Origin of the sequence: Streptomyces sp. NRRL WC-3618, assembly GCF_001280005.1 — a bacterium.
GTDB lineage: Bacteria > Actinomycetota > Actinomycetes > Streptomycetales > Streptomycetaceae > Streptomyces.
Window position 1 is genome coordinate 74,288 of sequence record NZ_LGDW01000016.1, and the last position, 26,882, is coordinate 101,169.

Sequence of the window (26,882 nt, forward strand, 5' to 3'; positions counted from 1 at the left end):
CGCTATCTATCAGGCAGGCTTCCTGATAGTTTACGGCAGCGCGCGGGGCAGGCTTCGCCGCGCTGCCAGGAGCCGATCCGGGGAGGGCCGCACAATGAGTGCCGTGCTGTACGAACAAGACGAGGTGAAGCGCGCCCGGTACGCCCTGGCGGCGGTCTTCGCCGTGCACGGCGCCGTCACCGGCTCGTTCGCCACCCGGGTGCCGTGGATCCAGGACCATGCCTCGGTCAGCGCGGGCCAGTTGGGGCTGGCGCTGGCGTTCCCCGCGCTCGGCGCGTCCCTCGCGATGCCCCTCGCGGGGCGCGTCAGCCACCGCCTGGGCGCCCGTACGGCGCTGCGCTGTCTGATCGCGGGGTGGACCCTGGCGCTGACCCTGCCGGCCCTGGCCCCGAATCTGCCCACCCTCTGCCTCGCCCTGTTCGTCTACGGCGCCACGGCCGGTATGGCGGACGTCGGGATGAACGCGCTGGGCGTGGAGATCGAGAACCGGCTGGGCAAGTCGATCATGTCCGGGCTGCACGGCATGTGGAGTGCGGGCGCCCTGGTCGGTGCGGCGGGCGGCACTCTCGCCGCGCACCTGAGGTCGGACGCGCGCCTGCATCACGTACTCGCGGCCGGGATCCTCACCGTGCTCGGCGTGGCCGCCTGCCGCTGGGTGCTCGATCTGCGCCCCACCGAGGACGAGGAGCCGCCCCCGAGGTTCGCGCTTCCGCCCAGGTCAGCGCTGCTGATCGGCGCGATCGGGTTCTGCGCGGTGTTCGCGGAGGGTGCGAGCCTGGACTGGTCGGCGGTGTATCTGCGGGACGAGCTGGGCACCTCGGACGGGCTGGCGGCGGCTTCCACGACCGGCTTCATGCTGACGATGGCGGCGGCCCGGCTCGTCGGGGACGCGGTCGTGAACCGTTTCGGCGCGGTGCGCACGGTCCGCGCGGGCGGTGTGCTCGCCGTGCTCGGCGGTGTGCTCGTCGTGGTCGCGCAGCAGCCCGCCGTGGCGATGACCGGCTTCGGCCTGCTCGGGCTGGGCATCGCCGTGGTCGTCCCGCTGTGCTTTGCGGCGGCGGGTCGCAGTGGCCCCAACCCCAGTCAGGCCATCGCGGGCGTCGCCACCATCACGTACACCTCGGGCCTGGTCGCGCCGAGCGCGATCGGGACGCTGGCCCAGGCGACCAGTCTGGTGATGTCGTTCGGGCTGGTCACGGTGCTGGCGGGCGGGCTCGCCGGGTTCGCGGGGGTGCTGCGCGCCGGCGAGAAGGACCGCCCGAGGATCAGTCCGCCGAGCGCAGCAGTTCCCGAGCGCAGGCCCTGAACCGGTCGCTCCACCGGGTGGGCCGCAGGGTTTCGGCGTCGAGTCGGACCAGCACCCGGGTGCCTCGGGCGTACGTCACCTCGCCGTCGGCCGAGCAGAGCCGGAAACCGTAGGTGAGGCCGGTGTTGCCGAGGCGTTCCAGCCACAGGTGCGCGGCGTAGGCGCCGGGCCGGTCGACCGGTGCCTCGTAGCTGATGAGCAGTTCCCTGACCACGTTACAGAAGTCCCCGGCCGCCGCCCAGTCGCCGTCGAAGGTGAGGCCGTACTCCTGCCACAGCTCGTTCCAGGCCCGCTCCACCAGCAGCGGGTAGCGGGCGTTGTGGAGCATGCCGAGGGAGTCGAGGTCGTCGAAGTGGACGGTGACAGGTATCAGCCGCCCGTACGAGCCGTCCCTTCCCTGGACATCGGCGACGGATCTCGGTGCTGGGACTTCGGCTTCGGCTTCGGCTTCGACGGTCACGGGCGGGGCTCCTGGGCGCGTACGGGATGAGTGGCGGATGCAGGTATCCGCGCGCCCCATCCTAAGCGGACGCTCAGAATGCTTCCCCTGCCGGCTCAGCGCGCCAGGTCGTAGGCGTACGACGGGGTGAACGTGCCCGGGGCGCCCTTGCAGCCGTCCGACTCCCCCGGCAGCTTGACCCAGAGATAGGCGTCGATGCGCGCCTCGCCGGTGTTCGTGGTCGGTGCCCGGCCGAGTTTCCGGCCGTCCGGGTCGCACCACTCGCCGTCGGCCGGGGCGCCGTTGCCGTTGCGGCTCGTGTCGATCACGGCGCCGAGGCTCACGGGGCCGCCGAGGGCGTCGAGGACCCGTCGGTCGTACGCGACCTCGTCGCCGGTGCGGTGGAAGTTGGAGACGTTGCTGAAGACGCCGTCGGAGGAGGCGGCCGAGGCGGCGCCCGCCTGGCGGAGCAGGGCCGCCTGCTTGCCGGGGGCGTTCCAGCCGGAGTGGCCCGCGTCGTAGTACACGCGGGCGCGGGGGTTGGCGGCCTTGAGGACGCGGCCGGCGCGGGCCAGGGAGGCGAAGCGGGCGGTGCGCCGGTCTGCGGAGAGGCAGTCGGACAGGGCGACCGAGTCCGGTTCCAGGATGACGATGACCTCGTCGGAGCCCAGGCCCGCCGCGAACGCGTCGATCCAGCCGTCGTACGCGCCGAGGTCGGGCGCGCCGCCCTGGGAGGCACCGCCGCAGTCGCGGTCCGGCACGGCGTACGGCACGAGGACCGGGACCCGGCCGGTGCCCGCCGCGCCGGCGGTGACCGCGCGGACCCGGGAGGCGATCGTCGAGGGCGAGTAGTCGGCGAACCAGACCGCCGCCGGACGGTCGGCGATCTCCGCCTCGATGACAGGGCGGCGCGGATCGTCGGGATGGTCCCGGACCCAGTCGAGAACCTTGGAGTCGGGGTTGCGGTAGAGGCGCGGGGAGACGGGGATCGGGGCCCGCCTCGACTCCGGCTCGGGCTCCGTCTTCGTGGCCGAGGGAGAGAGCGACGGCGAGGGTGTGCGGCTGGGCTTTCTCGTCTCCGTCGTCGTACGGACGGACGGAGCCGGGGACGGCGACTTCGACGCGCTCTGTGTGGGCGTTGCCGACGACCTCGCCGGCAGCGGGGCGAGCAGCGGTGAGCTGGTCACCGCGGGCCTGGCCTCGTCCGAGCCGCTACCGCCGCCGTCGTCGAGCGCGGAGAGCAGTCCGGTGGCGGTGCCCACGGCGACCACCACCGAGGCTGCGGCGACCATCACGGAACGCCGGGCGGCGCGCCTGCGTTCGGCCCGGCGCGCGGCCAGGCGCTGGGCGCGCGAGCCTGACACGTGGAGTTCCCCCTCCTCTGCCACGGCGGGCGCGTTCCCCCGTTCTGGGGAAGCGTCCGGCCCGGCGGCACGTGCGCCAGCCTAGGACTGGGACCCTGCCCTCATGGTGCAATTGGAACAGTTCACCACTCCCGTCGACCACGTCGTCTCCCGGATGCGCGCGCTGGAGGCCCAACTGCCGCCGCGTGACGGACTGGCGGTCTTCAACCGCGTCTACCTCGCCGTGACGGAGGCTTTCGACCGGCATCTGGAGGCCGGGGCGTTCCCGGACGCGGAGGCGGCGATCACCCTGGACGTGCGGTTCGCCGAGCTGTATCTGCGGGTCGCCGAGGACGACCACGCGCCCGCCTGCTGGCGCCCTCTGCTGCAGTTCCGGCGCCATCCGGGCGTACGGCCGCTGCAGTTCGCGCTCGCGGGCATCAATGCGCACATCGGGCACGATCTGGCGCTGGCCGTCGTGGACTCCTGTCGTACGCTCGGCTGCGAACCAGCCGATCTGGAGGACGAGTTCGAGCGCGTAGGCGATCTACTCGTCTCGCTGGAGGAGCGCATCCGCGAAGAGCTGATGCCGGGCCCCGACCTGCTCCAGATCGCCGATCCGCTCACTCATCTGCTCGGCGCGTGGAGCATGGAGCGGGCCAGGGCCGCCACCTGGTCGGCGGCCCGTGCGCTGTGGGCGCTGCGCCGACTGCCCGAGCTCGCCGAGGAGTTCACCGACCGCCTCGACGCGGCGGTCGGCTTCGCGAGTCGCATGCTCCTCACTCCGCTGCCGGACTGATTCGGCCACTCCCGCGCGGGGCTCCCGGCATAGCTGTGTGAACGTTGTACGTTCGGGGCCAAAGCATCTCTTGCGAAGGAGCACGAGCATGGCGATCCGCCTGGGGCTGAGTCTTCCTCAATCACACCAGTACGACATCGGGCGGGACGTGCCGGACGTGGCGCGCGCGGCCGAGGAGATCGGCTACGAGAGTCTGTGGGTGTTGGAACGCGCCCTGTTCCCCGAGCCGGCGACCCAGGGTCTGTACGGCATGGAGGGCGTCCCCTGGCCCGACTCGTACCGCGGACTCGCCGAGCCGCTGGTGACGCTGACGCTGGCCGCCGCCGCCACCTCACGCGCCCGCCTCGGCACCAGCGTGCTGGTCGCGCCGCTGCACGGCCCCTTCCAACTGGCCCGCACGCTGGGCACATTGGACGCGGCGAGCGGCGGCCGGGTGGTGGCGGGCCTCGGCACCGGCTGGGCCCTCGACGAGTACGCCGCCGCCGGGGTGGCCCCGTTCGCGGAGCGCGGCCAGGTCATGGACGAGATCCTCGACGTGTGCCGGGCGGTCTGGGGCCCGGACCCGGTCCGGTACGAGGGCCGTCTGACGAAGATCACGTCGGCCGTAGTCGGTCCCAAGCCCGCCCGGCCGATCCCGATCCTCCTGCCCGCCAACAGCAAGAAGTCCATGACCCGTCTGATCGAACGCGGTGACGGCTGGCACCCGATCGCCATGGGCGTCGAGCAACTCGCCGCACAGTGGCAGCAGGTGAAGGACCTCGCCGCCGAGAAGGGCCGCACGAGGCCGCTCGAGACGGTGGTGCGGACGAACCTCACGTACACGGCGAAGGCCTACGACGGCTCCGACCGCCAGCCCTTCCAGGGCAGCATCGACCAGATCGTGACGGACCTCGCCGCCCACGCCGAGCTCGGCCTCGACGAGTTCTTCCTCGACTTCGGCGACGCCCCGCGGGACGCCGCCGAACTCAAGGACTTGGCAGCCGAGTTGTACACGGCGGCGCGGGCGGCCGGCGTCTGACCACCCGCAACAGACCCTAGTCCTCGGGGAGTTCGACGGGCGCGATCTCGTCGTACACGTCACCGGGGCCGGGGTTGGTCGGGTCGGTGGTTCCGCCGAACTGGTGCATGACACCCCAGACCGCGTTCAGCGCGGTCTGGACGGCGCCCTCGGCCCAGCCCGCCGTCCAGGAGATGTCGTCGCCTGCGAGGAACAGGCCCCGCTTGTCAGCGGGCAGCCGGTCCTGCATGAAGTGCGTGAACAGGCGCCGCTGGTAGCGGTAGTGACCGGGCAGGTTGGCCTTGAACGCCCCCATGAAGTAGGGCTCGTTCTCCCAGGACACGGTGACCGGGCTGCCGATGACGTGTTGACGGATGTCGACCTTCGGATAGATCTCGCCGAGCGACTTCAGCATGACCTCCATCCGCTCGTTCGCGGACAGCGGCAGCCATTTGAGGCTGTCGTCGCACCAGGTGTACGAGAGACAGATGACGGCGGGCTTGTCCGGACCGTCGTCGAGGAGGTAAGTCCCGCGCGTCATACGGTCGGTGAGGGTCATCGACATGACGTCCCGACCGGTGCTCTCGTCCTTGTCGAGCCAGAACGGCCGGTCGACGGGCACGAAGAGCTTGCTGGACTCCATGTAGTGGGTGCGCTCGATGGCGGTCCAGTGGTCGATCGGGAAGAGCGAGTCGCCGCAGTCGATCTTCGAGAGCAGCATCCAGGACTGGGCGGTGAAGACCGCCGCCGGGTACGTACGGATGTCGCCGCCCGCGTCGGTGACGGTGATCCGGTTGCCGGCCGTCCGGTGCAGACGCGTCACGGCAGGGCGAGGTACGCCGTTCACGTGGAGGGCGGCGAGGGAGGTCCCGTACGGCCAGTGGACGATCTTGCCGGGCTCGCGTTCCCAGAGCCGTAGCGGCAGTTGCTGGCTGCCGCCCACGATGCCCCGGTGATGGTCGTCGGCCTCGGTGTAGACGACCCGCAGGATCTCCAGGATCGAGTTGGGGAAGTCGGTGTCCCAGCCGCCCGTCCCGAAGCCGACCTGGCCGAAGATCTCGCGGTGCCGGAACGACTTGAACGCGTCGGAGTCGCAGAGGAAGCCGTAGAAGGTCTGGTTGTCGAGCTTCTCGACGAGCCGGGCCCAGGTCTCGCGGATGCGCGGGACGTCGCGCTCGCGCAGGGCCCGGTTCATGTCGGAGAAGTCGGCGCCCTCTTCGAGGCAGGTGTTCCAGGCCTGGGCGACATCCCGGTAGACCTGCGGCAGGTCGTCGACCGTCTCCGCGTAGTGCGACTCGCCCTTGAGGTCGACGACGGTCGAAGGGGTGCACTGGGCAAGGGGGTTGGGGAACGGCCGGGTCTCCAGGTCCACCAGGTCGATGTAGTGCTGGAGCGCGGTGGAGGAGGGCGGGAAGCGCATCGCGCCCATCTCGGCGGTGAGGGCGGGGTCGCAGCCGTCGAACCCGACGGTCCGCAGCCGCCCGCCGATCTGATCGGCCTCGTACACGACCGGCTTGAGGCCCATCTTCATCAGCTCGTACGCGGCGACGATCCCCGACAGCCCGCCGCCGATGACGGCGACCTCGGTGCCGTGCTCGGTCGCGGGAACCTGCCCGAGGCCGGCCGGGTGGGCGAGGAAGTCGTCGTAGGCGTAGGGGAAGTCCGGCCCGAACATGGTGATCGGCGGCTGCTGCGCGTCGGCGTGCTGGACGGCGGTGGGCACCGTGGACGTCATGGGGTACGGACTCCTTGCGGGGTGATGCAGGTGAAGGGGGTACGGATCTCAGGGGTGCGTCAGACGAGGGAGCCGTACAGGCCGGGACGGCGGTCCTGGAGATACGGGTTGGCCTCGCGGGAGGCGGCGAGGAGCACGGGGTCGACATCGGCGAGGAGGAGTTCCGTACCGCGGCCGGCCCGGGAGCGGGCGACTCCGTCGGGTCCGGCGAGCGTGGAGAGCCCGACGAAGTCGAACTCCCCTTCCTGGCCTACCCGGTTGACGTAGGCGACGTACAGCTGGTTCTCGAAGGCCCGCACCGGTACGACGGATTCGGCCACGAACTGGAAAGGGTGCATCTGCGCCGTCGGGACCAGCAGGAGGTCGGTGCCGGCGAGGGCGTGGGCGCGGACGTTCTCCGGGAACTCGACGTCGTAACAGATCATCAGGCCGACCCGCAGGCCGCCCAGTTCGGCCTGTACGACCTGCTGCTCGCCCGGTGTGAAGTGGTCGCGCTCGAAGTCGCCGAAGAGGTGGGTCTTGCGGTAGTTGGCGAGGCGGTCGCCGTCGGCCGAGACGATCTGCGCGGAGTTGAAGACCTGGTCGCCGGCCCGCTCGGGGTAGCCGTAGGCGACAGCGAGGCCGTGCCGGGTGGCGATCTCGGCGACCGCGTCGGCGCAGGCGCCGTCGGCGGGATCGGCGAGGCGGCGGACGCCGTCACCGATCGCGTACCCCGTGAGGAACATCTCCGGCGCGACCAGCAGCCCGGCGCCCGCGGCGGCGGCGCGGTCCGCTGCCTCGTCGAGCGCCTTGAGGTTCCCGGCGAGCGAGCCGGGGAGGCCGGAGCTCTGGAGCAGGGCGGTGCGCATGCGGGGTCCTCGCGGGGGCTGAAGAGGGGGTGGGAGCCAGATAGACGGTACGGGCGGTGGCCGCGCCGGACAAGGAGGAGCCGTTGCGCGCGGGTGAACGATTCGTTGCGTGAACCGGGGTCCGGCCGACGATTCATTGTTCTCGCCCCCGCCGCCCCTTCCCGTCCCTTCCCGTCCCGTCCCGTCCCGTCCTCGGGGGCGCTGCCCCCGAACCCCCGCTCCTCAAATGCCGGAGGGGCTGAATTTCAGCCCCTCCGGCGTTTGAGGACGAGCGCGTTCAGCGCGAAGGGGGGCTGGGGGGCGCAGCCCCCAGGGATGGGACAGGTAAGGGCGGCGGGGGCGAGGAAGAACTAGCTCAGCCCGAACGTCGTCAGTACCGCCGCATGGTCCGAAGGCCAGGCGTTCCCCGCCACCGAGGGCCACATCCGCCCCCCACCACTCACCACCGTGCGTGAATCCAGCACCCTCAGCCCCCTCCCCCCATACAGCACGAAGTCGATCCGGTCCTGCGGCTCCGCCCGCCCGCTCCCGTCCTCGTGCTCGGCATGAACCGGCGACCAGGTATGACCGGGCTCACGGACCGGATCCGGATGCGCCTGCCGGTACGAGTCCCGCAGCCCGGCCTCCTCCGCAGCCTTCGTCACCGGCCACTCCACCCCCGGCCAGTCCAGATGCGACGGCGTGTTGAAGTCCCCGACGAGCACGACGGGCGCGGAGTCGGCAGCGGTGGCGGCGGCGGCGGCGGAATCCGCAACGCGCCGCAGGACCTCCCGCATCTGCTCCAGCCGCCCGCCCTCCTTGGCGATCACCTCGGCGACCGGAAGCCCGTCGAAGTGGACCTCGTAGGGCCCGTACGGCGCGCAGTCGAGGTGGGCACTCCAGACGTCGACCTGCGGCCCCGCGTCCAGCCGGATCCGTACCCCGGTCGCCCCGTAGAAGCCGACGTCCGGGTCACCGAGGCGGGCGGTGATCGGGTACCGGCTGATGACGCCCAGGTTCGGGCCCGCCTGGTGGTGGTGCCAGCCGAGCGCCTCGGCCAGTTCCCGGGCGGAGGTGCCGTCGGTCTCCTGGAGGCCGACGACGTCGGCGCCCGTCTCGGCGATCACCTTGAGCTGCTTCGCACGGTGGTCGTCGACCTTCGTGCCGCCCAGCCACAGGTTCCAGCTCATCACCCGGAGCCGGAGTTCAGGGGTGACCATGGCTCCGAGCCCCGCCACGGTGACCCCGGCCAGGCTGGGCAGGACCGTCCGGCCGGGCGCCGCCTCGATCGGGGCGAGCGACGGCACGGCGAGGACCGCGCAGCCCGCGGCCTCGGCCGAGGTGACGCCGGTCAGGGTGTCCTCGACGGCCACGCAGGCGTCCGGGTCGACGCCCAACGCGTGGCAGGCGGCGAGGTAGGGATCGGGGGCGGGCTTGGTGTGCTCGGTGTCGTCGGCGGTGACGGAGACCGCGAAACGGGAGGCGCCGAGCGCTTCGAGCACGGTGTCGGCGACGGCCCGGGGAGAGGCGGTCACCAGGGCGGTGGGTACGCCGGCCTCGGCGAGCGCGTCGAGCAGCTCAAGGGCGCCGGGGCGGGGCACGATGCCGGTGCGGACGCGGGCCGCGAACTCCTGGTGCAGTTCGGCGGCGAGCCGTCCGCTGTCCGCTCCCGTGGCGGTGGCCAGCCAGTCGGCGGTGTGCTCGACGGGCCTGCCGAGCACCTCCGGCTGGTCCGCCTCGGTCAGCGGCCGTCCGGCGACCTGCTCCACCGCCTCCCACCACAGCCACTCGGTGTCGACGAGCGTGCCGTCCATGTCGAACAGAACTGCTTGCAGAGGGAGTTGGGATATACGGGGAGGGTGGGGAGTGTCGGAGTCGTGGCGGGTGTTGGGGACGTGGGGGGACACGATTCTCTCTCTCAGGGATTCACGAACGGTTCGCGCGCTCGGCCACCAGCACCGGCCGATCCGGCAGCGACACGCGCACGGCGGCACCCGCGCCCAGTGTGGCCGCCTCGTGCGCGGGCAGGTCGGCCTTCACCTCGGTGCCGTCGCCCAGCCGTACGCTGATCCGGGTGACCGCGCCGAGGAACGCCGTGGCCACGACGCGCGCGCCACCCGCCGCGTCGGCGCCGACCCGGACCGCCTCGGGCCGGACCAACACGTCGACCTCGGTGGCAGCGGGCGCCTCGCCGTCGACCGGGAGCCGCTGCCCGAGCACCTCGACCGAGCCGCCGGACAGGCGCCCCGGGATCCGGCTCATCGTGCCGACGAACTCGGCGACGAACGCGGTGGCGGGCCTGCCGTACAACTCGGCGGGGGCAGCGCACTGTTCGAGTCGCCCGGACCGCATCACGGCGACCCGGTCGGACATGGACAGGGCTTCCTCCTGATCGTGCGTCACGAACAGGGTGGTGATGCCGAGTTCCTGCTGCAACCGGCGTATCTCCTCGCGGAGCGTCAGCCGTACCTTGGCGTCGAGCGCCGACAGCGGTTCGTCCAGGAGCAGTACGCGTGGACGCAGGGCGAGTGCGCGGGCCAGTGCGACGCGCTGCTGCTGGCCGCCGGAGAGCTGGTGCGGAAACCGCTCGCCCTTGTCGGCGAGGCCCACGAGTTCCAGCAACTCGGCTGCGCGGGCGCGCCGTTCGGACGTACGCACCTTGCGCATCCGCAGTCCGAAGGCCACGTTGTCGAGGGCGCTGAGGTGCGGGAAGAGGCTGTACGACTGGAAGACCATCCCGGCGTCCCGGCGGTGGGCCGGCACCTGGGTGACGTCCGCTCCGTCGACCAACACCTCACCGGAGTCGGGGTGTTCGAACCCGGCGAGCATGCGCAGCGCGGTGGTCTTGCCGCAGCCGGACGGGCCGAGCAGCGCGAGCAGCTCCCCCGGCCGCACGTCGAGGTCAAGTCCGTCGAGGGCGACGGTCGGGCCGAACTCCCGGCGCAGTCCCCGGAATTCGACGGTGGCGGCCTTGTCGAGCGTCATGTGGTTCATCCCTTGGCGGCGGCGGTTCGGGAACGCCCGCCGAGCCCAGCGAGCGCGAGGAGGAGGGCCCAGGTGACGAGCAGGCTGAGCACGGAGACGGCGACGGAGAGCTGGGCCTGCGAGCCACCGATGTTGTAGATCCACACGGCGAACGGCTGGAAGCCGAGCAGCCTGGCCACCGTGAACTCGCCCAGCACCAAGGCCAGAGTGAGGAAGGAGGCGTTGAGCAGCGCCCCGCGCAGGTTGGGCAGTACGGCCGTCACCAGCGCCTGTACCGGGCTCGCGCCGCAGCTGCGGGCGGCCTCCACCAGGGTGCGGACGTCGACCGCGCGCAGCCCCGCGTCCAGCGCCCGGTGGACGAAGGGCAGCGCCATCACGACGTACGCGAGGACCAGGACGACGGGGAAGTCAGGGTTCTGGATGGCGACGAAGGTCTGGAACAGGGGCGTCCGGGAGAGGTGTTCGGGGCCCCACTTGAGGACGGTCGAGATCCCGGCGACGAACGCGATCGGCGGTACCACCAGCGGCAGCGAGCAGATCACCTCGACGACCGGCCGCAGCCGGGGTGCGCCGAGCCGCAGGGCGACCATCGCGGGCACCATGAGCAGCAGGACCACGGCGATGGTGGCGGCGGCCAGTTCGAGGGAGAGCACCAGGCCGGACAGGAAGCCGTCGGCGCCGAGGATCTGGCCGTACGCGGCGAAGGTGACGCCCTCGCCCGGTACATCCACGGTGAAGATCACGGAGGCGGCGAGCGGGACGAGGAAGTACACCCCGGCGCCGGTCAGGACCACCCAGCGCCACAGGTTCAGGCGAGCCATCGCGCGCTCCTCCGTTGCAGGGGCAGGTACACGGCCATGACGAGGCCGGCGATCAGGACCATGTCGAGGCTGAGGGCGAGTGCCACGTTCTCCTGGCCGACGAGCACGTTGCCGGAGATGGCGTCGGCGATCTGGAGGGTGACCAGCGGGATCGAACTGCCCACCATGGCTGCGGCGGTGGCGTACGCGGCGAAGGCGCTGCCGAAGAGGAGCACGAACCCGCCGAGCAGCGAGGGCAGCAGCACGGGCAGGGCGACGTGCCGCCAGTACTGGGCGTTGGTGGCACCGTTGTTCAGGGCGGCCTCGCGCCACTGGGACCGCAGGCCGTCGAGCGCGGGTGTGATCGTGAGGACCATCAGCGGAATCAGGAAGTAGAGGTAGACGATCACCAGGCCCCAGAAGCTGTACAGACTCCAGCCCTTGTCCGTCAGACCCAGGTGCCGTGTCAGCACACCGGAGTTGCCGAGGGTGGCGACGAAGGCGAAGGCCAGCGGCACCCCGCCGAAGTTGGCGAGCACCCCGGAGGCGGTGAGCACCGCCTCGCGCAGCGCCCGGAAGCGGGAGGAGACCACGGCCTGGGCGAGCAGCAGTCCGAGGACGGTCGCGATGAGCGCCGACACGGCGGACAGCTTGACGCTGCCGAGCAGGGCGGTGAGATACGCGCCCTGGAGGGAGCCGGTCAGATTGGCCGTGGTGTACGAAGTGGCGCCGGTGGCCTGGTCCTTGACGGTGAAGGCGCCGTTCAGCATGGCCAGGGCGGGCACCCCGAAGGCGACCACGACGAAGGCGAGCAGCGGCAGTACGGCGAGCCAGCCGGGGGCGCGACGCCGCCGCTTCGGGGCAGCGGCGGGCGTCACGTCGACCCGGGTGAGGGTGGCGGTCATCCGGAGACGGCCTTGCCCCAGCCCTCGGCCAGCCCGGTCTTGGCCTTGTCCTGCTGGGCCTCGGTCGGGAAGGAGGGCGTGCCCTCGACCGGCGGGAGCGCGGCGGCGGCGGTCTTGTCGAGGGTGCCGGCCTTCTCCATGGCGGTCATGAGGACCGGCCGGGCGAAGCCCTTGAGCCAGAGGTTCTGGCCCTCGGCGCTGTAGAGGTACTCCTGCCACAGCCGGGCGACCGCCGGGTGCGGGGCGTCCTTGTTGATGGCCTGGGAGTAGTACTGGGAGAACTTGCCGTCGCCGGGCACCGCCACCTGCCAGTCGAGCCCCTTCGCCTTGAACTCCTCGGCGTATCCCGCGTTGAGGTAGTCCCAGTCGATGCTGATCGGCGTCTCGCCCTTCTCCACGGTGGCCGGGGTCGACTCGACGGGCGTGTAGTTGCCGTTCTTCCTCAGCTTGGCGAAGAAGTCGAGGCCGGGCTGGATGTCGTCGAACGAACCGCCGTTCGCCAGCGAGGCCGCCCACACTCCGGCGAACGCCGAACCCGACTTGGTCGGGTTGCCGTTGAGCGCGACCTGGCCCTTGTACTGCGGCTTGAGCAGGTCGGCGAAGGTCTTCGGGCAGGTCTTCACGCGCTTGGCGTCGCAGCCGATGGAGATGTAGCCGCCGTAGTCGTTGTACCAGCGGGCCTGTGCGTCCTTCTGGCCCGAGGGAATGTCGCCGAACGAGGTCACCTTGTACGGCGCGAGCAGCCCCTGCTGTGCGGCGCTGACCGCGAAGGAGCTGCCCAGGTCGAGAACGTCCGGGGCGCGGTCCTGGCCCTTGCGCGAAGTGACGGCGTTGATCTCGTCCTGGCTCGCGCCGTCGGGGCTCTCCACCGCGATCTGGATGCCGTACTTCTTCTTGAAGCCGTCGATCAGCGCGCCGTAGTTCGCCCAGTCCCGCGGCAGGGCTATGGCGTTGAGCTTGCCTTCCTTCTTGGCCGCCTTCACCAGCGCGTCCATGCCGCCGAGATCGGCCGCGGAGGTCGCGGTGGTGGCGCTCTTGCCGTTCGCGGTGGTCGACTCTTCGGGGGCGGCGCCGCAGGCGCTCAGGGCGAGGGCTGCTACGGCGGCGAGAGCGGCGCCGCGGACGGCGGTTCTCGGCAGGGAGGGGGTCACTGTCTCTCCAGGGGTACGCACGAGGGTGAGGTAGTGCGGAGAACTTGTCTGAACAAGTTGACTTCAGTACGCCTTCCGGTGGTATCGCCCTCGTGAACACTGGCGAAACCCTGGCCACCGATTTCCTGCACAGTCTCGCTGCCCGTGAACCGGTCTCGGATGTCGATTAGGCTGGTCACGCTGTGCACAGCGACGAACCCGGAGGGGAAGCATGACGGCGCGACACGAGGAGATCGCCGACGAACTGCGCCGGGCGATCGACCGCGAGCAGTACACGGTCGGCAGCCGTCTTCCCGCGGAAACGGAACTCGCCGCCCACTACGGCGTCGCCCGCGGCACGGTCCGCCAGGCCGTCGCGGCCCTGACGGCCGAGGGCCTCATCGGCTCCCGCCAGGGCGCCCGCCGGGTGGTGCTGGCCAGCCGCCGCAGCCAGACCTTCGAGGAACTGCGCAGCTTCGCCCAGTGGGCCCGCGCGATGGGCCGCGAGGCCACGGGCCAGGTGGTGCACCAGGAGTACCGCCCGGCCACGACGGAGGACGCGATCCGCCTCCAACTCCGCGAGAAGACAAGGGTGTTGCACGTCCTGCGGGTACGCGGCCTGGACGGCGACCCGGTCCTTCTGGAACGCACGGTCTACGCCGACTGGATCGCCCCGTCCGTGGAGATCATCGAACCGGACTGCCCCTCGGTCACCCAACGCCTCTTCGAGGACACGGGGTTGGTCTTCGCATACGGCGAACACGTCATCGACGCGGTGGCGGCCGGCGCCCAGGACGCCGACCTCCTGGACATCCGCCGCACGAGCCCTCTCCTGAGGGTCCGCAGAGTGACAACTACGCGGGAGGGCCGCCCTGTCGAATGGTCGGACGACCGCTACCGGGGCGACGCCGTCAGCTTCAGCATCCACAACTCGATCGCGAACAACGCCCTGGCAAGAAAACCAGCCGACTAACGGCAACCCCAAAGGAGCGCTGCGGAGTTGCCGGGCCCAAGGGGCGCGGGGCTGTGACGTCTGCGGCTCCGCCGCGTGGGCGCGACAAGCCACAACGAACCCGCACCCGCCACCAAACCCCAGCGCCCCCCTACGTAGGCGACCCCGAAGAAAACCTCCGCAGCAAAGGCGACAGCACCAACACGGACTTGGTCCGCTCAACAAACGGCTCCCCGGCAATACGCTCGAGCACCCGCTCGAAGTGCCGCATGTCAGAGGCGAAAACCTGCACCACCGCATCCGCCTCCCCCGTCACCGTGGACGCGGCCACCACCTCCTGATACCGCTCCAGCCCCCGCCGAATCGTCTCCGGCGAGGTGTTCCGCCGGCAGTAGATCTCGACGAACCCCTCCGTCTCCCAGCCCAGCGCCGCCGGATCCACCCGCACGGTGAACCCGGTGATCGCCCCGCTCTCCCGCAGCCGGTCCACGCGCCGCTTCACGGCGGGCGCGGACAGTCCGACCAACTGCCCGATGTCCGCGTAGGAACGACGCGCGTCCTCGGCGAGGGCGTGCACGATGCGTTCGTCGAGATCGTTCAGCACGTCCGCGTCAGCTCCAGCTGGCGTGGAGCGGCTTGCCCTCCGCGTACCCGGCGGCGCTCTGGATGCCGACGATGGCCTTCTCGGCGAACTCCTCGAGGGAGTTGGCGCCCGCGTAGGTGCAGGAGGAGCGGACGCCCGCGATGATCGAGTCGATCAGGTCCTCGACGCCCGGACGGGCCGGGTCGAGGAACATCCGGGACGTCGAGATGCCCTCCTCGAACAGCGCCTTGCGGGCCCGGTCGTACCCCGACTCCTCCGACGTACGGTTGCGCACCGCACGCGCCGACGCCATGCCGAACGACTCCTTGTAGAGGTGCCCGGCGGCGTCCTGCTGGAGGTCGCCCGGGGACTCGTACGTCCCCGCGAACCAGGAGCCCACCATGACGTTGGACGCACCGGCGGCCAGCGCCATCGCGACGTCGCGGGGGTGGCGTACCCCGCCGTCCGCCCACACGTGCTTGCCGTACTTCTTCGCCTCGGCCGCGCACTCCAGGACCGCCGAGAACTGCGGCCGGCCCACGCCCGTCATCATGCGCGTGGTGCACATGGCGCCCGGTCCGACGCCCACCTTGATGATGTCGGCGCCTGCCTCGATCAGGTCCTGGACGCCCTCGGCGGCGACGATGTTGCCGGCGGCGATCGGGACGTGCGGGTCGAGGTCGCGGACCAGCTTGATGGCGCTGAGCATCGACTCCTGGTGGCCGTGCGCGGTGTCGATGACGAGCGTGTCGACGCCCGCGTCGAGCAGTTGCTGCGCCTTTCCGGCCACATCACCGTTGATGCCCACGGCGGCGGCGATCCGCAGCCGGCCGTTCACATCCGTGGCCGGCGTGTAGAGCGTGGCACGCAGCGCGCCCTTGCGGGTGAGGATGCCGGCGAGCTTGCCGTCGGCGTCGACGGCGGGCGCGTACCGGCGGTTGGCGCTGTCGAGACGGTTGAAGGCCTCGCGCGGGTCGATGTCGGCGTCGAGGAGCAGGAGGTCCTTCGACATGACCTCGGAGAGCTGGGTGAAGCGGTCCACACCGGACAGGTCGGCGTCGGTGACCACACCGACCGGCCGCCGCTCGGCGTCGACGACGACACCCGCGTTGTGCGCCCGCTTGGGCAGCAGGGCCAGGGCGTCGGCGACGGTCTGGTGGGGTGCGAGCACGATCGGCGTGTCGAGGACGAGGTGACGGCTCTTCACCCAGGAGACGACATCGGTGACGACCTCGATCGGGATGTCCTGCGGGATCACGACGAGCCCGCCGCGCCGCGCGACCGTCTCGGCCATCCGGCGGCCCGCGATGGCGGTCATGTTGGCGACGACCAGGGGGATCGTCGTACCCGAGCCGTCCGGGGAGCTGAGGTCCACGCCCTGCCGGGAGCCGACGGAGGAACGGCTGGGGACCATGAAGACGTCGTCGTACGTCAGGTCGTACGGGGGCTGGATGTCGTTGAGGAAACGCACGTGCTGCACATCCCGGTCGATCAGAGGTTGCCCCCGGACAGGACAGCCAGGGGGAAGAGCACGTACCTCATTGTCCCATGCCGGTGACCTGAAACCGCCTGGTCGGATCGTCCGGACGGATCCCCGGCCGGATCGTGCAATCCTCCGACAACGATGCCGGACGGTGACGGATCGCCGTAGCGGTGATAGCGATGGTGGCGGTGTTCAGGCGAGCACCATCACCACCGCGAGGCCCGTCTCCGTCTCCCGCCAGTGCGCGGCGGCGTCGGCGAAGATCTCCTGCAGCGTGTTCCACTCCTCGGGCCGGGCCGCCGCGTACGCCTGCCAGTTGCGGACGAGGAGGAGCCGGCCACGGCTCGCGGGCCATCCCGCCAGATCGCTGAGACAGTCCGCGAGTGCGTCCCAGTTCGCGCCGAAGTAGTCCGGGAACCGCATCGCGGTGGCGCAGGCCGTCATCAGCCCGGCCTTGTCCGACACGTTGGTGAGGTCGAGGTCTGCGGCTTCCCAGCCGGCCTCGCGGGCGGCTTCGAGGGCGCGCTCGGCCGGCAGGGCGGCGGGCCAGGACAGGACACCGGCGGGCGTGCTGCCCGCGAACACGGGGGCGAGCGGGTGGTCGGTCATCTCAGTACCGCCGGGTGGATGCGCGAAGGGTTGAAGTGATCATCGCTGTAGTAGATCCCACCGCCCGCCTCATGACAACGAAGGACTCCCGACAGGACACGGTGATCGGCGAGTCGTTCAATGAGGAAGATCGGCCAATGAAGAAGATCGGCCAGTCTCCGGCGGGAGCCGCGCATGTCATCGCAGACAGCAACGCCAGCACCAGCATCAGGTGGACGGAAGGACCCGCGTGGGCGACTGCGCCGGCTGGGCGAGTGGTGTGCCCGGCACTTCGTGGTCGTCATCGTGGCCTGGCTGATCGCGCTCGTCGCGCTCCAGGTGCTCAACCGGTCCTTCGGCGGCGAGTACTCCGACAACTTCTCCCTGCCCGGAGTCCAGTCGCAGCAGGGCCTCGACGTCCTCAAGAAGCACGATCCGGCAGCCGGCGGTTACGCCAGCCAGATCGTCCTGCGGGACTCGGCCAAGCCGCTGACCTCCGTGTCCACCCAGATGTCCCAGACGGTCACCGACCTGCAGAAACTCCCCCACGTCCTGTCCGTCCAGAACCCGCTGCCGCCGCCCGGGTCCCAGCCCTCCGGCAAGCAGACCGTCGGCCCGCTGTCCAGCGACGCGAAGACCGGCTACATCACCGTCCGCTTCGACGTCCAGCCGTCCACCCTCGGCGACGACTACCTCCACGGCGTCGACGACTCGGTGAAACCGCTGCGGTCGGCCGGGGTACAGGTCGAGTACGGCGGACCGCTGGGCGAGCTGGCCCGGCCCGCCGCGGACGACCGGATCAGCGAGTTGATCGGGTTCGCCGTGGCGATCGTCGTCCTGCTGGTCGGCTTCGGCAGTGTCCTCGCCGCCGGCATCCCCCTGCTGACGGCGCTGATCAGCGTGATCGGCGGACTGGCCTGCCTCGGGCTGCTCGCGGCGGCCTTCACCTTCGCCACGGTCTCCCCCACCCTGGCCACCATGATCGGCCTCGGCGTGGGCATCGACTACGCGCTGTTCCTGATCACCCGGCACCGGCAGAACCTGATGGACGGCGACGATCCGGTAGACGCGGCCGGCCGCGCCGCCGCCACCAGTGGGCGCGCCGTCCTGGTCTCCGGGTGCACGGTGATCGTCGCGCTGGCCGGGCTGTTCGTCTCCGGGGTCGGCTTCATCGGCAAGCTGGGCGTGGCCGCCGCCGTCACAGTGGTCTCGGCGGTCGTGGGCGCCCTCACCCTGGTCCCGGCGCTGCTGGGGCTCATCGGCCGCCGTATCGACCGTTACCGGGTGCGCCGCCCGGTCGCCGAGGCCGGCGCCGACGACACGGATTCCGATACCGATGCGGATGCCAGTTCGGACGGAGACGGCACCTGGCACCGCTACGCGCAGCGCGTCGAGCGGCGCCCCTGGTGGTTCCTGGCCGGCGGGATCGTGGTCGTGCTGGTGCTGGCGATCCCGGTGCTGTTCATCCAGCTCGGCCACATCGGGGACGGCGCCGATCCGACGTCGTTCACCGACCGGCGGGCGTACGACATCATGGCGCAGTCGTTCGGGCCCGGCTCCAACGGCCCGCTGACCGTCGTCATCGACCAGACGAAGGTGCCCGCCGACCAGCGCTCCGCGCTCGCCTCGAAGGCGTCCAAGGCGCTGACGGACGTACCGGGCGCCGCCACCGTCACCCCGCTCACCGCGACGAAGGACGGGGACGTGCTGGTCGGTACGGTCTACTCCAAGGCCGCGCCGCAGAGCGGGACGACCACCGACCTGACGAACCGCCTGGTCGACGACACCCTGCCCGACGCCGTCTCCGGGACGGCGGCGCACGGCTATGTGACCGGCACGACCGCCGCCCAGGTCGACTTCCGTGACATCGTCGCGAGCCGTCTCCCGCTGATCATCGGCGTGGTCGTCGCGCTCGCCTTCCTGATCATCCTGGCGGTCTTCCGGGGCCTGCTGGTGGCGCTGAAGGCGGCCGTGCTCAACGTCCTGTCGATCGCGGCCTCGTACGGCGTCGTCGTGGCCGTCTTCCAATGGGGCTGGGGCGGGCCCGCGCTGGGGGTGAACGGCAAGGTGCCCATCGAGAGCTATGTGCCGATGATGATGTTCGCGATCATCTTCGGGCTCAGCATGGACTACGAGATCTTCCTGCTCTCGCGCGTCCACGAGGCCTGGCTGCGTACGGGCGACGCGCGGGCGTCGGTGGCCCACGCCCTGGAGATCACCGCTCGGGTGATCACCTGCGCGGCCCTCATCATGGTGAGCGTCTTCGCCGCGTTCGTCGTGAGCGACAACGTGGTGGTGAAGATGCTCGGCCTGGGGCTCGCCGTGAGCGTGCTCATCGACGCGACGGTCGTACGACTGCTGCTGGTGCCGGCGGTCATGACGCTGCTGGGCGCTCGTGCCTGGTGGACGCCCCGCTGGCTCGACCGGATTCTGCCGCACGTGGAAGCGGAGGGCGGCGCGGACGACTGAGGACGGCGGCCCGCTGAACAGAGCGGTGCCCGGGCCCTGAAGCGCACCCGGGCATCGCCCGCAACACCTTCACATCCCGTCGGATCTCATCAGATCCGGTCAGATCCCGTCGGGGTCCGCCCTGTGGAGCGCCGGCTTCGGCGTCGGACCCGCCGTCAGCAGATAGTCCGCAGCCGAGGTGTCCGTCACCAGGCTGGTGACCAGCCCGGACCGCAGCACCGCGTCGATCGCCGCCGCCTTGCGCTGCCCGCCCGCGATCGCGACGACCTCGGGGACCCGGCGGAGCTGGTCCGTCTTGACGGTGATGCACCGCTCCCCGAGGTCCCGGCCGACCCGGCGCCCGTCCGCGTCGAAGAGGTGCGCGGACATCTCGGCGGCGACCCCGAGGGACGCGTAGTGGCCGCGTTCCTCGTCGCTGAGCATGTCGTGCACCGTCGAGATGCCGGCCTCCCAGGAACCGATCGAGACGCAGGCGACCGTGACCTTGTCGAAGTACTCGAAGGCCCGCGCGATCCCGGTCTGGTTGCGCAGCGCGGCGGCGGTCGCCGCGTCGGGCAGCAGCATCGGGGCGTAGATCGGGTGGGCGTCGCCGCCGGACACCTGGGCGGCGCGCCGGACCGCCTCGACGGAGCCGCGCTCGGCGGTTCCGGCGTCGTACACGCCCGTCAGCTGGACCACCGTGCAGGGGGGCAGCCGATCGAGCGCGGCCGCCATGTGGATGGTGGAGCGGCCCCAGGCGAGGCCCAGTACGTCACCTTCGTTCACCAGTTCGCCGAGCAGATCGGCGGCAACCTCACCGAGGTTCTCGGGATCGGGCGACTCCTGTGCCTCGGCCGGGGACTCGACCACGACCGCGTGCCGGAGGCCGTACCGGGCACGCAGCGCGTCCGAGCGCTCGGCATCCAGTTCGGCCGGGACACGGATCTCGATCCGCACCAGATCCCGTTCGAGAGCGGTCTCCAGGACCCGGGCCACCTTGAAGCGGCTGACGCCGAACTCCTCGGCGATCTGGATCTTGGACTTGCCCTCGAGGTAGAAGCGGCGGGCCATGGCCGCCGCCTGCACCAGCTCAGCGGGTCCCATCCGCATGGCTGACCGGCCCGCCGACATACCCGACACGGCGATCTCCTCACTGCTCTTCACATCGCTGCTGTTCACATTCTGGATCCGCCGTTCATCCTGTCAGATCCCGCGTACTCGATCTGCCCAGAAGTACGTCGTTCACGTTCCCTTGGCTCAGTGGTCGCACGCCCAGCTCGCGCCCGCGGTCGCCGACTCCGCCTGGGCGCGCAGCGCGCGTACCGCCTCGGCCGGGTCCGCGGCGTCGTAGACCGCCGATCCGGCGACGAAGACGTCGGCGCCGGCCTCGGCGCAACGCTCGATCGTGGCCGCGGAGACGCCTCCGTCGATCTGGAGCCACAGCTCGAGGCCGTGCTTGCTGATCAACTCGCGGGTGCGGCGAATCTTGGGGAGCATGATGTCGAGAAACGCCTGGCCGCCGAAACCGGGCTCGACCGTCATGATCAGCAACATGTCGAGTTCGGGCAGCAGATCCTCGTACGGCTCGATCGGGGTCGCGGGCCTGAGGGCCATGGAGGCCCGCGCGCCCTTCGCCCGGATCTCACGGGCGAGCCGCACCGGAGCGGCGGCGGCCTCCACATGGAAGGTGACGGACCCGGCACCCGCTTCCACGTACTGCGGCGCCCAGCGATCGGGGTTCTCGATCATCAGGTGACAGTCCAGCGGGGTGTCCGTCGCCCGTGCCAGGGACTCCACCACCGGCACACCGAGGGTGAGGTTCGGTACGAAATGGTTGTCCATCACGTCGACATGAAGCCAGTCGGCGCCCTCGACCGCCTTCGCCTCCTCGGCGAGTCGGGCGAAGTCCGCGGACAGGATACTGGGGTTGATCTGCACGGCCATACCCCAAGACTGCCATGCCCTCCGGGGGTTGTGCGGGCGGGTCCGTCGTGGCAGGGGCGGTGTGTGGCCTGCGGGTCCATCGTGGTTGCTCGCGCAGGTCCCCGCGCCCCTGGGTGGGACCGGGCGAGGTCGGCATGAACAGGAACCGTGGGGTCGCCTACCTGGTCTGTGGGCGGCGGGCCAAGTGGCTGGTGTTGGTCCTGTGGCTGGTGTTGCTGTTTCTGGCCGCACCCTTCGCCCAGAAACTCACCGATGCCCAGGACAACGACGCCGCGTCCTGGCTGCCGGGGTCCGCGGAGTCCACCCAGGTGCTGCGTCTCTCCGAGGACTTCAGGCCGGAGCAGATCCCCGCGATCGTCGTCTACGCGCGCGAGGGCGGCCTCACGACGGCGGACCGGGCGCTGATCACGAAGAACGCGGCGCAGATCAGGAAGCTGCGGGACCACGGCATCCGGGGCGCGGAGACCCGGGGCCCGGTGTACGACCGCGCCTTTGACCCCCGGGCCGCGCAGATCCTCGTACCCATCACGATGGACGAGAAGGGCTGGCAGCGGATCGCGCCCGCCGTCGACTCTATCCGCGCCGCCGCTCCCGGTGCGGCCGGGCTGAGCGTGCACATCACGGGCCCCGGCGGTACGTCCGCCGACTTCTCGAAGGCTTTCGAGGGCATCGACTCGACGCTCCTGCTCGCCGCGATGGGCGTGGTCGTCGTCATGCTGCTGCTCACCTATCGGAGCCCCACCCTGCTGATGGCACCCTTGCTGGGGGTGGTCGCGGCCCTGCTCACCGCCCAGGCGCTGATCTACCTCCTCGCCCGACACGCGGGCCTGACGGTGAACGGCCAGAGCGCCGGCATTCTCACCGTGCTGGTGTTCGGAGCGGGGACGGACTACGCCCTGCTCCTGGTCGCCCGTTACCGGGAGGAGCTGCGCCGGCACGAGGACCGCCATGAGGCGATGGCGCTGGCCCTGCACCGCGCCGGCCCGGCCGTCATCGCGTCCGGCGCGACCGTCGTGCTCAGCATGCTGGTGCTGCTGGCCGCCGAGATGAACTCGACGCGCGGCCTGGGCCCGGTGGCGGCGATCGGGGTGGCGGTGGCCCTGCTGGCCATGATGACGCTGTTCCCCGCCGTGCTGGTGATCTGCGGCCGGTGGATCTTCTGGCCGGTGATCCCGCGCAACGGCTCGGCCGACCCGACCGAGCACGGCCTGCTGGCCCGTGTGGGCCGGGGTATCGCCGTCCGCCCCCGCATGGTCTGGGGCGTCACGGCGGCAGCCCTGGTCGCGTGTTCGTTCGGCCTGATGCAGCTCCGCGCCGAGGGGCTGAGCAATGCCGATGCCTTCACCGACAAACCGGACTCGATCGTCGGCCAGCAGGTGTCCGCACGGTACTTCCCGGCGGGCAGCGGCGATCCGCTCGTCATCGTCAGCAACGAGGCGCAGGCCCAGCAGGTCGGCCGGGCGGTCGCCGGAACCCGCGGGGTGGAGCCGACGTCCCTCGGCCTGCCGCCGGGCACGAAGCCGTCCTTCGAGGGCAGGGTGCTGTTCGAGGCCACGATGACCGCCCCCGCGGACAGCGAGGCCGCGAAACGGACCGTGGACCGGGTCCGGGACGCCGTGCACGCGGTGCCGGAGGCGGACGCCCAGGTGGGCGGCGGTACGGCGGCTCTGCTGGACATGGACCGGGCGACGACGCACGACAACCTGCTGATCATCCCGCTGGTCCTGGCAGTGGTCCTGCTGATCCTCAGCGCCCTGCTGCGCGCCCTGATCGCCCCGCTGCTGCTGATCGGCACGGTGGTGCTGTCCTTCGCGGCGGCCCTGGGCATCAGCGCCCTGGCCTTCCGCCACCTGTTCGACTACGCGGGTGAGTCGACGGACTTCCCGCTGTTCGTCTTCGTGTTCCTGGTGGCACTGGGAATCGACTACAACATCTTCCTGACCACCCGTATCCGCGAAGAGACAGCCCGCCTCGGCACCCGCAAGGGTGTGGTGACGGGCCTGGCGGCGACGGGCGCGGTCATCACCTCGGCGGGCCTGGTCCTGGCCGGCACGTTCGCGGCCCTGGGCACGCTGCCCATGGTGGCGTTCGCCGAGATCGGCTTCGCGGTGGCCCTGGGCGTGGTTCTGGACACCCTGGTGGTCCGGTCGGTGCTGGTCCCGGCCCTGTTCCTGGACGTGGGCCCGAAGATCTGGTGGCCGCACCGGCTGGCCCGGGAGGACGGCGGGGCCAGGGCCCCGGAGCCCCCCGCGAAGGTCAGCCGGTCCGGCGGATGAGGGCCAGATACATGGCGTCGGTCCCGTGCAGATGCGGCCACAGCTGTACGTCGGGACCGTCGCCGAGGTCGCTCACACCCTCAAGGAGCGGGCGGGCGTCGACGAGTTCGGTGTTCGGGTGCTGCTTGAGCAGGTCGCTGACGACTGCCCTGGTCTCCGCGAGGTGCGGCGAGCAGGTGGCGTAGCCGACGATCCCGCCGACGCGGACCGACTCCAGCGCGGTGGTCAGCAGCGCGCGCTGAAGCGGCGCGAAACCGTCCAGGTCCTCGGGCCGCCGCCGCCAGCGTGCCTCGGGCCGCCTGCGCAGCGCCCCGAGCCCGGTGCACGGCACGTCCATCAGCACCCGGTCGAAACTGCCGGCCCGCCACGGCGGCCGGGTCCCGTCCCCGACGACGACCTGATACGGCCCCGGATTGCCGGCCAGCGTCTTCGCGACCAGCCCGGCCCGGTGCGGCTGCTTCTCGGAAGCGAGCAGCAGCGCGCCCCGCTCGGCGGCCAGGGCGGCGAGCAGCGCGGCCTTGCCGCCGGGCCCGGCACACCCGTCGAGCCAGGCCTTGTCGGGCCCCTCGATCGGAGCGTTGGCCAGGGCGAGCGCGACGAGCTGGCTGCCCTCGTCCTGCACGCCCGCCCGTCCGTCCCGTACGGCGTCGATGGCCCCGGGTTCCCCGCCTTCGGCGAGCCGCACGGCGTACGGCGACCAGCGCCCCGGCACGGCCGCCTCCTCGCGGAGCAGCTCCTCGGTGGTGGACCGTCCGGGCCGGGCGACCAGGGTGACCTCCGGCCGCTCGTTGTCGGCGGCGAGCAGCTCCTCGATGCCGGCGCGGCCACCGCCCAGGGAGTCCCACAGGGCGGAGACGACCCACCGGGGGTGCGAGTGCACGACGGCGAGGTGGTCCTCGGGATCCTCGTCGTAGGGCGGCGCGACCTGCTCGATCCAGCCGTCGAGATCGTGCTGGGCGACCTTGCGCAGCACGGCGTTGACGAACTTGGCCCGCCCGTCGCCGAGCACGACCCGGGCCAGCTCGACGGAGGCGGACACGGCGGCGTGGGTGGGGATCCGCGTCCCGAGCAGCTGGTGCACACCGAGGCTCAGCACATCGAGCACCGGCGGATCGACCTCGCGCAGGGGCCGGTCGACACACTTACCGATGACCGCGTCGTACGTCCCCTGCCTGCGCAGCGTCCCGTACACCAGCTCGGTCGCGAGAGCCGCGTCCCGCCCGTCGAAGTCGCCCTTCGCCCTGGCCGCCCGAAGGAGCGGCGGCAGCACCAGGTTGGCGTACGCGTCCCGCTCGTCCACGGCCCGCAAGGCCTCGAAGGCGAGGATGCGGACGGGGTCCTTCTGGGGCCGACGGTAGGGCTTGCCGGACTTCTGGGGCCGACGGGGCTGCTCGCTCACGAAAAAGGTGCTCCGGATATGGGAAAGGGGGTGCGGTTTCCAGCGTACGTCGTGGCAGACCGGCCCGAACCAGCGCGGTGCGCCACTGGTGCGGGCCATGCGAACGGCTCAGGCCCCGAGGACCTCGCCGTCGGCGATCCGCACGCCCCGGGCCCAGTCGGCCGCCCGCATCGGCTTCTTCCCCTGCGCCTGCACCCACAGCAGCTCGACGGCGTGGGACCCGGTACCGACGTACACGTTGTTCTTGCCCACGGAGAGCACGCCGGGCGCGAGATCGGTGCGGTCGGGCACGGGTGTGACGTGGATGAGCTTGAGCCGCTCCCCCCGGAACACCGTCCAGGCACCGGGCGCGGGAGTGCACCCGCGCACGATCCGGTCGGCCCGGAGTGCGGGCACGGACCAGTCGACGTGGGCGTCCTCCACGGTGATCTTCGGCGCGAGGGTGATGCCGTCGGCGGGCTGCGGTACGGCCTTCAGGGTGCCGTCCTCGATGCCGTCCATGGTCGCGGCCAGCAGCCCGGAGCCGGCGAAGGCGAGCCGGGTCAGCAGGTCGCCGCTGGTGTCGCTGGGCCGGACCATCTCGGTCACCGTGCCGTAGACGGGGCCGGAGTCGAGGCCCTCCTCGATGAGGAAGGTGGAGGCCCCGGTGATCTCGTCGCCCGCCATGATCGAGTGCTGCACGGGCGCGGCGCCACGCCAGGCGGGCAGCAGCGAGAAGTGCAGGTTGACCCAGCCGTGGACGGGGATGTCGAGGGCGACGCGGGGCAGCAGGGCCCCGTACGCGACCACGGGACAGCAGTCGGGCCCGATCTCCCTGAGACGCGCGAGGAATTCCTCGTCCCTGGGCTTGGCGGGCTTCAGCACCTCGATCCCGGCCTCCTCGGCCCGCTGGGCCACGGGACTGGCGACCAGCCTGCGTCCCCGCCCGGCGGGCGCGTCGGGCCGCGTGACGACGGCGACCACTTCATGCCGTTCCGCCCCGATCAGGGCATCCAGAGCGGGAACGGCGACCTCAGGGGTACCAGCGAAGACAAGCCTCATGGGTGGGCGGGGGCCTCTCGGACGGGATTCTGCGGGCAGCGCACCAGTCTATGACCGCCCTCCAGGGGGCGTACGCATATGTCCCTACGCCCCCGCACCGTGACCACTCACGCGAAAACGCGTTGGTCAAGAAAGAGTTGACCACAAGGGTTGACCAGAAGGGCCGCACTTCGCGCGGCCCGATCCTTTTCAACGCCGGTTCGAGAGGCTTGTTCATGGCCGACCACGCAACCCACGACGCCCAGGCTCGGGCCAGCCTGCACTTGCTGGTGCGGGACATCGAGCGGGTCCGCCGGCAGGTGGACGCACTGCGCACCCTCACCGCCCAGTTGGGCAACGTCTACCGCCCGCGCCGCTCCGGCCCCTCCACGGGCTTCGTCGTCTACGGCCGGGCCCCCGCCCCGACCGTCCGCCTCGCCCAGGAACTGCGGGACAGCGTCGAAACCCTGGTCACCGCCGCCGTGGACTTCGACCGCTCACTCGGCTTCTCGTGGGACGCGGTGGGCTCCGCGCTCGGGGTCACAAACCAGGCCGCCCACCGCCGTTACGGGGCCCGTCGCGCCGCCGCCCAGGCCGCGGCCGACGCCGAGCGCGCCACGGAGACCGCGACCACCCGCACGGTCGGCGTGGGCACCGTCAGCGGCCTCGGCACTGGCCTCCCCACGGTGCCGACGGTCCCGGCGGCCCGCTCCATGCCGACCCAGCCGACGGCGGGCAGCCCGACGCTGCGCGACGAGGTGAGGCCCACGGCTTTCCCCGGCCCCCGCAACGGCTGACAGAACCACCGCCCACCCCCACCCTCTGCCCTCCCGCTTCACCCGCGGGAGGGCAGAGGCGTGCGGAGCCCCACGACCGACTGGTCAGCGCGCACACGGCCACCACCTGGCGCCGGCCCACACCCG

General features: G+C 71.2%; 23 protein-coding genes. 7 read left to right on the plus strand and 16 right to left on the minus strand.

Features of this window, described 5'->3' with window-relative positions; translation table 11 throughout:
- The first annotated feature begins 94 nt into the window (after positions 1–94).
- The gene (locus ADL01_RS03250; protein ID WP_053740331.1) at positions 95–1,306 is read left to right on the plus strand and encodes an MFS transporter; all 1,212 of its coding nucleotides are present in this window, start codon (positions 95–97) and stop codon (positions 1,304–1,306) included.
- On the opposite strand, the gene ADL01_RS03255 is transcribed toward ADL01_RS03250, so the two are convergent.
- Positions 1,266–1,679, minus strand: coding sequence for an acyl-CoA thioesterase (locus ADL01_RS03255; protein ID WP_053740352.1), 414 nt, complete (start codon positions 1,677–1,679; stop codon positions 1,266–1,268). The genes ADL01_RS03250 and ADL01_RS03255 overlap by 41 nt on opposite strands.
- 182 nt (positions 1,680–1,861) lie before the next feature.
- Positions 1,862–3,037 (minus strand): glycoside hydrolase family 6 protein, encoded by a 1,176-nt coding sequence (locus tag ADL01_RS03260; protein ID WP_053740353.1) that lies wholly within the window; start codon positions 3,035–3,037, stop codon positions 1,862–1,864.
- A gap of 175 nt (positions 3,038–3,212) precedes the next feature.
- Between ADL01_RS03260 and ADL01_RS03265 the strand changes: the two genes are divergently transcribed.
- On the plus strand, positions 3,213–3,887 hold the full coding sequence (locus ADL01_RS03265; RefSeq protein ID WP_053740332.1) for a DUF5995 family protein: 675 nt from the start codon (positions 3,213–3,215) through the stop codon (positions 3,885–3,887).
- Between the two features lie 88 nt (positions 3,888–3,975).
- Complete coding sequence (locus ADL01_RS03270; protein ID WP_053740333.1) at positions 3,976–4,905, plus strand: LLM class F420-dependent oxidoreductase; 930 nt, start codon at positions 3,976–3,978, stop codon at positions 4,903–4,905.
- 16 nt (positions 4,906–4,921) lie between these two features.
- On the opposite strand, the gene ADL01_RS03275 is transcribed toward ADL01_RS03270, so the two are convergent.
- From ADL01_RS03275 to ADL01_RS03305, 7 genes are all read right to left on the minus strand, one after another.
- Positions 4,922–6,619 (minus strand): flavin monoamine oxidase family protein, encoded by a 1,698-nt coding sequence (locus tag ADL01_RS03275; protein WP_053740334.1) that lies wholly within the window; start codon positions 6,617–6,619, stop codon positions 4,922–4,924.
- A 59-nt stretch (positions 6,620–6,678) separates the two neighbouring features.
- On the minus strand, positions 6,679–7,467 hold the full coding sequence (locus tag ADL01_RS03280) for a carbon-nitrogen hydrolase family protein (protein WP_053740335.1): 789 nt from the start codon (positions 7,465–7,467) through the stop codon (positions 6,679–6,681).
- A gap of 350 nt (positions 7,468–7,817) precedes the next feature.
- Positions 7,818–9,296: an HAD-IA family hydrolase gene (locus ADL01_RS03285; protein WP_053740354.1), complete on the minus strand. Its 1,479-nt coding sequence runs from the start codon at positions 9,294–9,296 to the stop codon at positions 7,818–7,820.
- Positions 9,297–9,372: 76 nt separating this feature from the next.
- Entirely contained in the window at positions 9,373–10,431 is a 1,059-nt protein-coding gene (locus tag ADL01_RS03290; RefSeq protein ID WP_053740336.1) for an ABC transporter ATP-binding protein, read from the minus strand.
- Positions 10,432–10,436: 5 nt separating this feature from the next.
- Positions 10,437–11,252, minus strand: coding sequence for an ABC transporter permease (locus ADL01_RS03295; protein WP_053740337.1), 816 nt, complete (start codon positions 11,250–11,252; stop codon positions 10,437–10,439).
- Complete coding sequence (locus tag ADL01_RS03300) at positions 11,240–12,136, minus strand: ABC transporter permease (RefSeq protein WP_053740338.1); 897 nt, start codon at positions 12,134–12,136, stop codon at positions 11,240–11,242. The genes ADL01_RS03295 and ADL01_RS03300 overlap by 13 nt, the downstream gene beginning before the upstream one ends.
- A complete protein-coding gene (locus ADL01_RS03305) occupies positions 12,133–13,287 on the minus strand; it encodes an ABC transporter substrate-binding protein (RefSeq protein ID WP_053740339.1) in 1,155 nt (384 codons plus the stop codon). Before ADL01_RS03305 ends, ADL01_RS03300 begins: the two co-directional genes overlap by 4 nt.
- A 211-nt stretch (positions 13,288–13,498) precedes the next feature.
- Between ADL01_RS03305 and ADL01_RS03310 the strand changes: the two genes are divergently transcribed.
- Positions 13,499–14,239, plus strand: coding sequence for a GntR family transcriptional regulator (locus tag ADL01_RS03310; RefSeq protein WP_053740340.1), 741 nt, complete (start codon positions 13,499–13,501; stop codon positions 14,237–14,239).
- A gap of 130 nt (positions 14,240–14,369) precedes the next feature.
- On the opposite strand, the gene ADL01_RS03315 is transcribed toward ADL01_RS03310, so the two are convergent.
- From ADL01_RS03315 to ADL01_RS03325, 3 genes are all read right to left on the minus strand, one after another.
- Positions 14,370–14,822: an Lrp/AsnC family transcriptional regulator gene (locus ADL01_RS03315; RefSeq protein WP_053740341.1), complete on the minus strand. Its 453-nt coding sequence runs from the start codon at positions 14,820–14,822 to the stop codon at positions 14,370–14,372.
- 7 nt (positions 14,823–14,829) lie between these two features.
- Positions 14,830–16,272, minus strand: coding sequence for a GuaB1 family IMP dehydrogenase-related protein (locus tag ADL01_RS03320; protein ID WP_053740342.1), 1,443 nt, complete (start codon positions 16,270–16,272; stop codon positions 14,830–14,832).
- 204 nt (positions 16,273–16,476) lie between these two features.
- Positions 16,477–16,893 (minus strand): barstar family protein, encoded by a 417-nt coding sequence (locus ADL01_RS03325; RefSeq protein WP_053740343.1) that lies wholly within the window; start codon positions 16,891–16,893, stop codon positions 16,477–16,479.
- A 174-nt stretch (positions 16,894–17,067) separates the two neighbouring features.
- Between ADL01_RS03325 and ADL01_RS03330 the strand changes: the two genes are divergently transcribed.
- Positions 17,068–19,341 carry an MMPL family transporter gene (locus ADL01_RS03330; RefSeq protein WP_053740344.1) on the plus strand — a complete coding sequence of 758 codons (2,274 nt, stop codon included), beginning with the start codon at positions 17,068–17,070 and terminating at the stop codon, positions 19,339–19,341.
- 99 nt (positions 19,342–19,440) lie between these two features.
- On the opposite strand, the gene ADL01_RS03335 is transcribed toward ADL01_RS03330, so the two are convergent.
- Entirely contained in the window at positions 19,441–20,484 is a 1,044-nt protein-coding gene (locus ADL01_RS03335) for a sugar-binding transcriptional regulator (protein WP_053740355.1), read from the minus strand.
- Positions 20,485–20,577: 93 nt separating this feature from the next.
- Entirely contained in the window at positions 20,578–21,264 is a 687-nt protein-coding gene (rpe, locus tag ADL01_RS03340) for a ribulose-phosphate 3-epimerase (protein WP_053740345.1), read from the minus strand.
- 134 nt (positions 21,265–21,398) lie between these two features.
- Here rpe and ADL01_RS03345 point away from each other — a divergent pair, with 134 nt between their 5' ends.
- A complete protein-coding gene (locus ADL01_RS03345) occupies positions 21,399–23,540 on the plus strand; it encodes an MMPL family transporter (protein WP_053740346.1) in 2,142 nt (713 codons plus the stop codon).
- Here the strand turns inward: ADL01_RS03345 and ADL01_RS03350 are convergent.
- Together ADL01_RS03350 and fmt are read right to left on the minus strand one after the other, a co-directional pair.
- Complete coding sequence (locus ADL01_RS03350) at positions 23,521–24,939, minus strand: RsmB/NOP family class I SAM-dependent RNA methyltransferase (RefSeq protein WP_053740347.1); 1,419 nt, start codon at positions 24,937–24,939, stop codon at positions 23,521–23,523. The two genes, ADL01_RS03345 and ADL01_RS03350, sit on opposite strands and share 20 nt — an antisense overlap.
- Positions 24,940–25,047: 108 nt before the next feature.
- Positions 25,048–25,980, minus strand: coding sequence for a methionyl-tRNA formyltransferase (gene fmt / locus ADL01_RS03355; RefSeq protein ID WP_053740348.1), 933 nt, complete (start codon positions 25,978–25,980; stop codon positions 25,048–25,050).
- 215 nt (positions 25,981–26,195) lie between these two features.
- On the opposite strand from fmt, the gene ADL01_RS03360 reads away from it, so the two are divergent.
- Positions 26,196–26,756 carry a hypothetical protein gene (locus ADL01_RS03360; protein ID WP_053740349.1) on the plus strand — a complete coding sequence of 187 codons (561 nt, stop codon included), beginning with the start codon at positions 26,196–26,198 and terminating at the stop codon, positions 26,754–26,756.
- The last annotated feature ends 126 nt before the right edge of the window (positions 26,757–26,882 follow it).